The sequence below is a fragment of the Methylotenera sp. genome (assembly GCF_013141425.1).
Lineage (GTDB): Bacteria > Pseudomonadota > Gammaproteobacteria > Burkholderiales > Methylophilaceae > Methylotenera.
In genome coordinates this window covers 1-10,824 of record NZ_JABFRA010000043.1, presented here as the reverse complement: position 1 = coordinate 10,824, position 10,824 = coordinate 1, and the positions used below count along the sequence as shown (strand labels likewise).

Annotated in this window: 9 protein-coding genes; 5 read left to right on the top strand and 4 right to left on the bottom strand. The window is 44.5% G+C overall.

Annotation, left to right across the window (positions count from 1 at the left end; all coding sequences use genetic code 11):
* Positions 1 to 282: 282 nt before the first annotated feature.
* Complete coding sequence (locus tag HOO90_RS03645) at positions 283 to 876, bottom strand: hypothetical protein (protein ID WP_292839571.1); 594 nt, start codon at positions 874 to 876, stop codon at positions 283 to 285.
* A 163-nt stretch (positions 877 to 1,039) separates the two neighbouring features.
* Positions 1,040 to 3,757, bottom strand: coding sequence for a bifunctional [glutamate--ammonia ligase]-adenylyl-L-tyrosine phosphorylase/[glutamate--ammonia-ligase] adenylyltransferase (gene glnE / locus HOO90_RS03640; RefSeq protein ID WP_292839569.1), 2,718 nt, complete (start codon positions 3,755 to 3,757; stop codon positions 1,040 to 1,042).
* A 119-nt stretch (positions 3,758 to 3,876) separates the two neighbouring features.
* On the opposite strand from glnE, the gene acs reads away from it, so the two are divergent.
* Positions 3,877 to 5,853, top strand: a complete 1,977-nt coding sequence (gene acs, locus HOO90_RS03635) for an acetate--CoA ligase (RefSeq protein ID WP_292839567.1) — start codon at positions 3,877 to 3,879, stop codon at positions 5,851 to 5,853.
* A 155-nt stretch (positions 5,854 to 6,008) separates the two neighbouring features.
* Here acs and HOO90_RS03630 read toward each other — a convergent pair whose 3' ends face one another.
* Both HOO90_RS03630 and HOO90_RS03625 read right to left on the bottom strand, forming a co-directional pair.
* The gene (locus HOO90_RS03630; protein WP_292839565.1) at positions 6,009 to 6,419 is read right to left on the bottom strand and encodes a hypothetical protein; all 411 of its coding nucleotides are present in this window, start codon (positions 6,417 to 6,419) and stop codon (positions 6,009 to 6,011) included.
* Positions 6,416 to 6,640: a DUF2934 domain-containing protein gene (locus tag HOO90_RS03625; RefSeq protein ID WP_292839563.1), complete on the bottom strand. Its 225-nt coding sequence runs from the start codon at positions 6,638 to 6,640 to the stop codon at positions 6,416 to 6,418. The genes HOO90_RS03630 and HOO90_RS03625 overlap by 4 nt, the downstream gene beginning before the upstream one ends.
* A 53-nt stretch (positions 6,641 to 6,693) precedes the next feature.
* On the opposite strand from HOO90_RS03625, the gene HOO90_RS03620 reads away from it, so the two are divergent.
* The 4 genes from HOO90_RS03620 (at position 6,694) to HOO90_RS03605 (ending at position 10,772) form a co-directional block, all read left to right on the top strand.
* On the top strand, positions 6,694 to 6,867 hold the full coding sequence (locus HOO90_RS03620) for a hypothetical protein (protein ID WP_292839561.1): 174 nt from the start codon (positions 6,694 to 6,696) through the stop codon (positions 6,865 to 6,867).
* A 12-nt stretch (positions 6,868 to 6,879) separates the two neighbouring features.
* The gene (locus tag HOO90_RS03615) at positions 6,880 to 8,400 is read left to right on the top strand and encodes a PAS domain S-box protein (RefSeq protein WP_292839559.1); all 1,521 of its coding nucleotides are present in this window, start codon (positions 6,880 to 6,882) and stop codon (positions 8,398 to 8,400) included.
* A 35-nt stretch (positions 8,401 to 8,435) separates the two neighbouring features.
* Positions 8,436 to 9,047, top strand: a complete 612-nt coding sequence (locus tag HOO90_RS03610; RefSeq protein WP_292839557.1) for a response regulator — start codon at positions 8,436 to 8,438, stop codon at positions 9,045 to 9,047.
* A 135-nt stretch (positions 9,048 to 9,182) separates the two neighbouring features.
* The gene (locus HOO90_RS03605) at positions 9,183 to 10,772 is read left to right on the top strand and encodes a peptide chain release factor 3 (protein ID WP_292839555.1); all 1,590 of its coding nucleotides are present in this window, start codon (positions 9,183 to 9,185) and stop codon (positions 10,770 to 10,772) included.
* The last annotated feature ends 52 nt before the right edge of the window (positions 10,773 to 10,824 follow it).

Here is a 10,824-nt window from a genome sequence, read left to right as displayed (position 1 = left end):
TGCGCTCTTGCAATAGACTTTTCATCTTTTAACTTTTGCAAATCCGAAACATCACGCAGTTTGCGACGCAAGGCATGGCGGTCAGCCAACATACAACTTTGCAAAGCTGTAGCTAAATTGACTGAGTTTGACACAACATGAGTTGGATTTGCAGGTTTATTCACATTCATAGGTGGGCATTTTAACACGCGACAGATATTGCTTTACTCAGGATTTTTTTACATTGATTTTATAGCTTGTAGCCCGTAAGAGTTACGGGGATGTTAGATGGTTAAAGTACGTTTAATCCCGTATTACATACGGGCTACGCGTGCTTTGATAACTGCTCAACAAGCTTTCACGCCATTCTGCAGAGGCATACTCTGATAGACTAAAAAGATGTTGCGTAGCAATACCATAACTTATCTCAACGGCTTTCAACTGTTCAATGACCACTTTATATTTTTCTACTGCAACATGTTCTCGAAATGCAATCACAGCTAATTCATCGCACCTCTTGCAATAAATACACCAGTCTCCAACATCTGAAATACAAGCATATCGGCTGGAGAAGTTATATATCCAACCGTCTGCCTTCATTGGACTGCCAGCCATTACCAATTGGTATTCAATAGGTAATGTGTCTTTTTTAAAATAAAAAGAGTGATACCTCGTATTGGGGTCATTGTCTAAATCTACAATACATGCACAATGTCCACCTTCAATTTTTAGTAATAGCTGTACTTTTTCTGCAAAATCATCGACAAAAGCTCTATCAGAGTCAAAAAATAGAAAATTCACCCAATTTTCCAAAAAAACCTGGCTTGGAAGTTTGCCATGGGAGTTAATTGCTAGACTCAAGTTTTTTTGAATTTGTTGCGTTGTTTTTGTTTGCATGCAATTCCTCCAGCATTAAATCGATATTGCGCAAGTCTAAATCTATATTGCGCAAGTATAGTGAAATAACATGAATTATATGCAAAACAATCAATATAACACACCCCTGCAAGCCAATATCCATGAGGTTCGCGGAACATCTGTTTTTTAGTTTAACAAGCACTTAATCTACAAAAACCTGTTGCCATAAGTCTTTTACAGCCGTTGCATGCTCACTCACTTCCGACATTTCCACCCTTAAATGCGCCGCGCCTTGCAGCTTGAGCATATGCTGGGTATGGCGATAATCGCGGTAAGCCAGCACGACTTTATCTGCTAAATCTTGGTCGATGATATTGAGTGATGCCAGCAACCTTAACAAGCCGATGTTGCCAATATTGCCAGTCAGTTGTGGGTATTGTTTGGCGTGTGCTAGCACCAAATATTGCACTAGAAATTCCACATCAATAATGCCGCCGATGCTGTGTTTAATGTCAAACATATTGGCTTCAATATGTTGTGCTGAGCGCATTTTTTCGCGCATGGATTGCACTTCTGCTTTTAACTGAGCTAAGTCACGCGGTTGCGTCATCACCTCGAAACGGATTTTTTCAAACGCCTCGCCAATTTGTTTATCGCCCGCGACAAATCTGGCTCTCGTAATGGCTTGATGTTCCCACACCCATGCTTTTTGCATTTGGTATTCTTTAAATGCTGCTACGCTACTCACTAGCAAGCCGCTGTTGCCATCAGGTCGTAATTGCATATCGGTTTCATACAGTAAACCTGCTGAAGTTAAGCTGTTAAACCAGTTATTAATACGTTGTGCAAAACGCGCATAGACCTCACCTGCATCTGATGAATGATCGTCGTACAAGAAAATAATATCTAAATCTGAAGCATAACCTAGCTCTTTGCCACCAAGTTTGCCGTAGCCAATCACCGCGAATTTCGGCACATCTAAATGTTTGCCGCGTACGTTTGGCCAAATGACTTCTAAACTGACGCTCATCACCAAATCGGCAAGTTCACTTAAGTAATCAGATAGCTTTTCTGGGCTTAACTCACCATTAATATCTTGCGCGGCAAAACGGAAAATATTAGCGTGTTTAAAGTGACGGAACACGTCCATTTGGCGCTCTATATCGCCTTCAACCTCAGCTAGCCTTTCGTATAACTCAGCGCGTAAAGCCGTAAAATCTGGTGCGGAATATAGCGTGCGTGTATCCAACAACTCGTCTAAAAGTATGGGGTGCTGCGTGAGATATTGTGTCAACCATGGGCTGCTGCTACACAACTTAACAAGCAATTGCATTGCTTGTGGATGTTCGGCCAGCAGTGCCAAATAACTTGCGCGCCGGCAAATGCTCTCTAACAAATCAGTCACACGCGTTAAGCTGACATCGGCGTTTTGCATTGTTGCGGCCTGCGAAATGGCAAGTGGCATCAAGGCATCAAAACGCTGACGGCTTAATTCTGGCAACTGGTGATACCGACTACTTTGACGCAAGTTGTGGATGCGACGCAAAGTTTCAATTGCTTCTACAAAACCTAATTTTTGCAAAGCGCATAGCGCTTGTTGCTCAAGAATAGTGCCCTCCCAAATGGCTTTTTCGGTTTCTAGCTCATCATTGCTACATTCTGCGTCGCTAAAGGTAGCGTCAAAATGCTGCTGAACCTGCTGGCGATATACATTTAACTTCACCAAAAACTCTTGCCAATCAGCAAATCCCATCGATTTGGCGATACGCGCCTTGGCTTCATCACTTTTCGGCAGCTCTTGCGTTTGTGCGTCATCCACATACATCAATCGGTGCTCTAGATTTCGCAAAAAAACGTAAGCCTCACTTAATTCACCAACTGTTTTTTCTGGCAATAAGCCTTTATTTTTTAACAGCTCTAAAACAGAAAGTGTGGGTTTAATTTGTAAACTCTGGTCTTGGCCGCCGCGAATCAACTGAAATACCTGCGCGACAAACTCAATTTCGCGAATCCCGCCTCGGCCGAGTTTGATATTATCGTGCATGCCTTTGCTATTCACATCGCGCTGAATTTGAATCTTCAAATCACGCATGCTGGCAAATGCACCAAAGTCTAAATATTTACGGAATACAAATGGTTTAAGTAATTTTGACACCTGATTGCCGCCAGTGACTTCATTGCCTTTAATCCAAGCGTAGCGCTCCCATTCGCGACCATTATTTTGGTAGTACTCTTCAAGTGCATCCAAATTGCTGACCAGTGCGCCTTCGCTACCAAACGGCCGCAAACGCATGTCGACCCTAAACACAAAACCGTCTTCCGTAATTTCATCAATCGCTGCGATGAGTTTTTTAGCCAAACGAGTGAAGAAATCTTGATTACTGATGGATTTTCCACCATTTGTCTCGCCTTCACTTTCGTATGCAAAAATCAAATCAATGTCCGATGACACGTTTAATTCGCGCCCACCCAATTTTCCCATACCAATCACAATGAAATTTTGTAGCTGGCCTTCGCCATCTACAGGCTGGCCAAAAGCATCCACGAGCCATTCATTCAGATAGGCAAGCGATGTATTGATTGCACATTCGGCTAATGCAGAAGTCGTACGCATCACTTCAAACAAATCGGCAAAACCATTCAAATCACGAACGATAATTCTTGCCATCACCTGCTGGCGCAAACGTCTTAAAGCTTGTTTTAAGGAAGCTTCATCAAAAATATTTTGTTGCGACAAAAAATTTTGCATGTCACTTAACTGATATTCTTGATGCAGGTTTACTAGCAAATCATTGAGCAAACTCACGTCTTTAGTAAATAACTTGGCGACAAAGGGACTGCACGCTACTGCGTGCTGTACACTGGCTTCAGCGCTAGCTTTGGTGGGGGTTTCTGATAGAATCATATCCAGTGTTAACATAGGTTTTTTAGGTTATTATGACGTTTTACTGTCGAATAAAAATATACTGTTAGTTGAGAAAAATTCTTGCTAAAACAAAATTATAAATAGATCACAATGAGTTAAAGGGAGTTTCAAGCATGTCAATTGAGTCAGTTCTACATGAAAACCGCGTTTTTGAACCCAGTGCAGATTTTGCCAAAAATGCAACCGTCTCAGGTATGTCAGCCTACAACGCTTTATGCAAAGAGGCAACAGACGATTACCAAGGTTTCTGGGCAAAGCTGGCGCGCGAGCTGTTGGTGTGGAAGAAGCCTTTTACCAAAACGCTGAATGAAGACAATGCGCCTTTCTATAAATGGTTTGAAGATGGAGAACTGAATGTTTCTGCCAACTGTTTAGATAAACACCTGAATACTATCCCCAATAAAACGGCAATTATCTTTGAGGCCGATGACGGCAGCGTGATTAATGTCACGTTTAAAGAGCTGTATCACCGCGTTTGCCAATTTGCTAACGGCTTAAAGAAATTGAATTTGAACGTGGGTGACCGCGTGATTATTTACTTACCGATGGGCATTGATGCTGTTGTTGCCATGCAAGCTTGTGCACGACTAGGTTTAACGCACTCCGTGGTATTCGGCGGTTTTTCTGCAAAAAGCCTAAACGAACGTATTATTGATGCTGGCGCGGTTGCCGTGATTACCTCTGACGGTCAATTCCGTGGCGGTAAAGCCTTGCCACTAAAACCTGCAGTAGATGAAGGTATCGCCATGGGTGGCTGTGAATCGATTAAAAACGTCATTGTTTTGAAAAAGACCGGTCAGGATATTCCTTGGAATGCGAATAATATCTGGTGGAATGATTTAATCGCTGGGACTGCCGACTCCTGTGAGCCTGTGATAGTGAATGCAGAACACCCGCTATTCTTGCTTTACACATCTGGCAGCACTGGCAAACCAAAAGGTGTGCAGCACTCATCTGCAGGCTATTTGTTACACGCCATGAACAGCATGCGCTGGACTTTCGACATTAAAGATAATGACGTGTTTTGGTGTACGGCCGATGTGGGCTGGATTACAGGCCACACTTATGTGGCTTATGGCCCACTCGCCATGGGCGTGACGCAAGTGATATTTGAAGGCATTCCCACTTATCCAGATGCTGGCCGCTTTTGGCAAATGATTCAGCGTCATAAAGTGTCGATTTTCTATACTGCTCCAACGGCAATTCGCTCACTCATTAAAGCAGCTGAAACTACTGCAAGCACGCATCCAAAGAGCTTTGATTTAAGCAGCTTGCGTCTGCTTGGTTCCGTTGGTGAGCCAATTAACCCAGAAGCTTGGATGTGGTATTACGAGAATGTAGGTGGAAGCCGTTGCCCAATCGTAGATACCTTCTGGCAAACAGAAACGGGGGGGCATGTGATTACGCCGTTACCAGGCGCTACTGCACTAGTGCCTGGCTCATGTACGCTGCCCTTTCCAGGTATTGCAATTGATGTGGTGGATGAAACAGGTAAAGACGTACCTTGGGGTACTGGTGGCTTATTAGTCATTAAAAAACCTTGGCCCTCTATGATTCGTACTATTTATAACGACCCAGAGCGTTACAAATCAAGCTACTACCCAATCGATTTAGGTGGCACAATTTACCTAGCGGGTGATGGTGCAGTACGCGATGCCAAAACCGGCAACTTCACTATCATGGGCCGTATTGATGACGTGTTAAACGTATCAGGTCACCGCTTGGGTACAATGGAAATTGAATCAGCCTTGGTTTCAAATCCGTTAGTCGCTGAAGCCGCTGTCGTTGGCAAACCACATGACATTAAAGGTGAATCTGTTGTTGCTTACGTGGTGCTAAAAGGTGCGCGTCCTGAAGGCGAAGAACTGAAAAAAATCGTTGCACAACTGCGTGACTGGGTGGGCAAAGAAATTGGCCCCATTGCTAAACCTGACGAGATTCGTTTTGGTGATAACTTACCAAAAACCCGCTCGGGGAAAATTATGCGCAGATTATTACGCAGCTTAGCTAAAGGCGAAGAAATCACTTCGGATATTTCCACACTGGATAACCCAGCGATTTTGGATCAACTTAAAGAAGTCGTTAAGTAATTTAATTAAAGCTTAAAAATCATGGAAGGCTTGCTGGTATTGGTTGCATTGCTTCTGGCAGCCTTCTTTTTAATGCGTGAGAAGTAAGTTTGCGAGATCAAAAAAAAGTTAAGGCCTCTTAAGTGGCCTTAACTTCTGCATTTTTCCTTATCGTATTACGCCATTTCCCGCTCGGTTAAAATTGGTCGAATAATCAACCGCAAGCAATGTCGACCAAAATTCTCTACTTCGTTAAAAAACAAAGCGCAAGCAAAATGCACGCCGCTCAAGCCAATTACCTCAAACCCATAGCCGATATGTGACAAAAACCGTAAATTTGGATTCACCTTTTCACCTTGCATCAAGGTGGTTTCAGCCAATTGTGGCATGATGGTAGAAATATGTTGCCAAGTTAAACTTGCAGGTGAGCAATCCAGCAATTCTGCCGCAGCTTCGTTGCATTCGCGTATGGTGCCATTATCGTAAAGGGTTAGCACGGCAGTTTCTGCTTCATTATTTTGAAGAGCGGCACTATTTACCGCAGCCAATCTCGAAGCATCATGGTATTCAATGCGCGCGGTAATCATTGGTTCACCTCGGCTTCCGCAGCTAACCAATCTTCTAATTCATGGCCAGGTTCAAAGCCTCTGGCCTCGGCTTTATAGTAAGCCCGCTCGGCAATACTATGACTATTATTCACAACGCTTAATACTGGTTTAGCAACTTTCTTGGATTTACCTTTAGATTCAACACCAAACACTGGAATATGATTTTTCGTCAATATTTGAGCTACTTTTGCAAGTTCCATAATGCCTCCTATTGAATATAGAAAGTCGACGGTACTGAATCTAGGGATAGATTATGCAACCGCAGGTTGCTGGGGTGTACCGCCGATGTGTGCAATCTACAGCAGGTGACGGATTAGGTAAATTAGGGCAAGCACGTAAGGGCAAACCCTTATATGGCAATAGAGGAATAGACAGGTCACAAGCTTTTATCGTAGACTTAGTCGACTATGTATGCCACTTATTTTAGTAAGGATATTGGTTGGCGAACCCACTGGAAGGCTTAAGTTTTCAGAACTTGTTTGATGCGGCTGCAGATGCCATGTTGCTTGCAAATGACTTGGGGCAGATTGTTGAAGCGAATGAAGTTGCGCTACAACTGCTAGGCTATAACAAAGCGCAAATGCTTGGCCTTAAAATCGAGGCGCTAATGCCAGAACGTTTTGGCAAGCAACACCAGCATAACCGCGAAGCCTATAGCAAAAAACCCGAAAAACGTTCTTTAGGAAAAGGTCGCGAACTGCTAGCACTGCGCAGTGATGGCAGCGAAATTGCTTTAGATATAAGCTTGAGTCCGATTCAGGCGAATTCACATCGATTTACTCTCGTTACGTTTCACCTTGCGGATCAACGTCGACAGGTGGAAGAAGCACTAAAGATAAGCGAAGAGCGCTTGCGCCTAGCAAAAGAAGCTGCTGGATTAGGCGTATTTGATTTCGACTATAAGCAAAATATCATCCATTGGGATGAGCGTATGCGTGATATCTGGGGTGAGGAGTCTGAAAAATCCGTTTCGTATAAAAAATTTGTAGCGGCAATACATCCTGATGACCGAGTAGCCAGACAAACCGTGATTAATCGCGCAATTGACCCCACTAGCAACGGTGAATATAGTGTGGAGTACCGCGTGATTAACCCGAACGACGGTGTAGAACGCTGGATAGCCACTGTTGGCCGCATTCACTTTAGCGCAGGGCAAGCCACCCGTCTGCTCGGCGTTGCCAGAGACATTACCGACCAAAAAATACTTGAAAAAACGTTGCAAGAACATCGCTCAGAAATGGAATCACTTTTCAAACAGCAAGTAGCCTCACAAACCGTTTCGGCCATCGCACACGAACTTAATCAGCCACTTGCAGCCATTTCTGCTTATAGCGAAGTCGCGCTTCACGCATTTAATGATGCAAATTTTAGCCCAGATAAACTAAAACACGCTCTTGAAAGCTGCGTTGCCCAAGCCCAGCGAGCCGGCAATAGTCTGCACGAGTTGCTCGCTTTTCTGCAAAAAGGTGAATTAGTCACCGCTCGGTTTGATTTGAATAAAGCAGTAAAAGAAGCATTGAATATCACAAAAGATGATGGTTATGGTGGTTTCAATCCCTTGCTAGAACTAGAGCCTAACATGCCAGATGTTTTAGGCAATGAGAGTCAGGTGCGTAAGGTATTGGTAAACTTGCTCAGAAACGCCGTAGAGGCGATGCGCGGGGCAGGTGTGCCAACTTCTGCAATTACGATAAAAGTTAGCACCAACCAAACGCTCAACATGGCGCATGTAACGGTGCAAGATAGTGGTCCTGGCTTAGATAAAGAAACGGCAAAGCGTATTTTTGAGCCATTCTTTACCACTAAGCCCACAGGAATTGGGATGGGCCTCGCCATTAGTCGCGCGCTGACAGAAGCTAATGGCGGGCAACTTTGGCTAGAGCAAAACAATCAGCCCGGCGCCACGTTTAACTTCACTTTACCGTTCGCGCCGCAACTTAATCAACATCATGTTAAATAATTCCATGCTCATTAAAACTTTGAGAGCAATACAAAATGAACCTTGCTGACTCCACAGTTTTTATTATTGATGATGACCCCGCAATTCGCGACTCACTCACGCTCATGGTAGCGCAAGAAGGCTTTACCGTCAGCGTATTTGAAAGCGCAGAAGCTTTCCTTGAAACTTGTCAGACTGAACAGTTAGGCTGCGCCGTGGTGGATATTCGCATGAAAGGCATGGATGGCATGCAACTGCAAGATGCCCTAGCAAAACGCAACATTCGCTTACCCATTATTTTTTTGACGGGTCATGGCGACATACCAATGAGTGTGAGAGCCATCAAAGCAGGCGCTGTTGATTTTTTAACCAAACCCGTGACGCGTGAAAAGCTCATGTCATCGGTGCGTTTTGCAATTTTGGAGTCAGAAAAATCATTGTCCGAGCATCACAATCATAAAAATGCACAATCGCAGCTAGATCAGTTGACTGACCGCGAGCGCGATGTAATGGCACTAGCTATTCAAGGCCACCCGAATAAAGAAATCGCAAGATTACTTGGCATTAGTCATCGCACTGTGGAAATCCATAAATCTAAAGTCATGCATAAAACTGGCGCAACCAATCTGCTGGATTTAGCACGCATTGCACATGAAGGAAATTTTTAAAGAAATTTTAAACGTAACCGCCATTTGTATAGGCGCAAGCAACACGGCAGTTAGCTGAAAGTAGCAAGCTGCAAGATAAAAGCGAATTTAAGGTAAAATGTCGCCTTTGCCTTAATTCAAAGATTAAAGTTCACCATGTCATCTTTACCCGCAACCCCTTTACAGCTCGAAATCAAACGCCGCCGTACTTTTGCCATCATTTCTCACCCAGATGCAGGTAAAACTACGCTCACTGAAAAGCTCTTATGGTTCGGTGGCGCAATTCAAGTGGCGGGTGAAGTGCGTGGACGCAAGGCTTCACGCCATGCCACGTCTGACTGGATGGAACTTGAAAAGCAACGCGGCATTTCAGTGACTTCATCGGTCATGCAGTTTCCTTACCGCGAGCACATGGTCAATTTACTAGACACACCAGGCCATGATGACTTTTCAGAAGATACTTATAGAACGCTGACAGCTGTAGATTCCGCCGTGATGGTGATTGACGCAGTAAATGGCGTGGAAGCGCAAACCATCAAGCTGTTGAATGTGTGTCGCATGCGCGATACGCCAATCATCACCTTCATTAACAAGCTAGACCGCGAGAGTCGTGAGCCGATTGAGTTGTTAGACGAAATTGAAACGACCTTGGGGATGGAGTGTGCGCCGATGACCTGGCCAATCGGCATGGGTAAAAGCTTTCGAGGTGTTTACAACCTTTATACTGACACTATTGCTTTTTTTGACCCGCGTGCAGAAAAAGGCACCTCAGAAATTATTCAAGGGCTGGATAATCCGCGTTTAGACGAAGTACTCGGCCATGTCGCTGATGAATTACGTATCAATGTAGAATTGGTGCGCGGCGCCTCACATGCCTTTGATGCAGAGCGCTATTTAAGTGGCAAGCAAACGCCAGTTTACTTTGGTTCGGCCATTAATAACTTCGGCGTGCAATCCTTGCTGGATGCGGTGGTGGACTTATCCCCCGCCCCGCTGGCACGCAATACCGCCAGCCGTCCAGTTGCGCCGGACGAGAATAAATTCTCAGGTTTTGTCTTCAAAATTCAAGCCAATATGGACCCAAAACACCGCGACCGCATTGCCTTTTTGCGTGTGTGTTCAGGCCGTTTTGAGCGCGGTATGAAAATCAAACAAGTCAGCACCAACAAACTGATGGCAGTAAACAACGCCATTACCTTTATGGCGCAAGACCGCACCACCATGGACGAAGCCTATTCTGGTGACATTATCGGCATTCCGAATCACGGCACCATTAAAGTGGGCGATACCTTTAGTGAAGGCGAGGCGCTTAAATTTACTGGAATTCCATCGTTTGCCCCAGAGTTTTTCCGCCGTGCGCGCATTAAAAACCCCATGAAAATGAAGCAACTGCAAATTGGCCTAAAACAACTGGCAGAAGAAGGCGCTGCGCAATTGTTTCGTCCACTATTATCGAACGACCTGATTTTAGGCGCAGTCGGCATGCTGCAATTTGAAGTGGTTTCGCATCGCCTAGAACATGAATATGGCGTGGACATGAGTTTTGAACCCTACGACTGTTACACCGCGCGCTGGCTACGCGGCAAAGATGCCGATTTAAAAGCCATTGCCGATAAATACGGCTTTAACGTAGCGCTAGATGGCGCGGATGAATACGTTTACCTCGCACCAAACCGAGTAAACTTGCAAATGGCGCAAGAGCGCTATCCTGATATACAGTTTATGGAAACGCGTGAACTAAATTAACGCTTAAATTGATATCAGTGACTTCCTTTCAATTCTAAAACGTTCACCGTCA

Bases quoted from the DNA above. Each gene is read 5' to 3' on its own strand.
- glnE (WP_292839569.1), bottom strand. From the start codon at position 3,757: ATGTTAACACTGGATATGATTCTATCAGAAACCCCCACCAAAGCTAGC.
- HOO90_RS03630 (WP_292839565.1), bottom strand. From the start codon at position 6,419: ATGATTACCGCGCGCATTGAATACCATGATGCTTCGAGATTGGCTGCG.
- HOO90_RS03625 (WP_292839563.1), bottom strand. From the start codon at position 6,640: ATGGAACTTGCAAAAGTAGCTCAAATATTGACGAAAAATCATATTCCA.
- HOO90_RS03645 (WP_292839571.1), bottom strand. From the start codon at position 876: ATGCAAACAAAAACAACGCAACAAATTCAAAAAAACTTGAGTCTAGCA.
- acs (WP_292839567.1), top strand. From the start codon at position 3,877: ATGTCAATTGAGTCAGTTCTACATGAAAACCGCGTTTTTGAACCCAGT.
- HOO90_RS03610 (WP_292839557.1), top strand. From the start codon at position 8,436: ATGAACCTTGCTGACTCCACAGTTTTTATTATTGATGATGACCCCGCA.
- HOO90_RS03605 (WP_292839555.1), top strand. From the start codon at position 9,183: ATGTCATCTTTACCCGCAACCCCTTTACAGCTCGAAATCAAACGCCGC.
- HOO90_RS03620 (WP_292839561.1), top strand. From the start codon at position 6,694: ATGCAACCGCAGGTTGCTGGGGTGTACCGCCGATGTGTGCAATCTACA.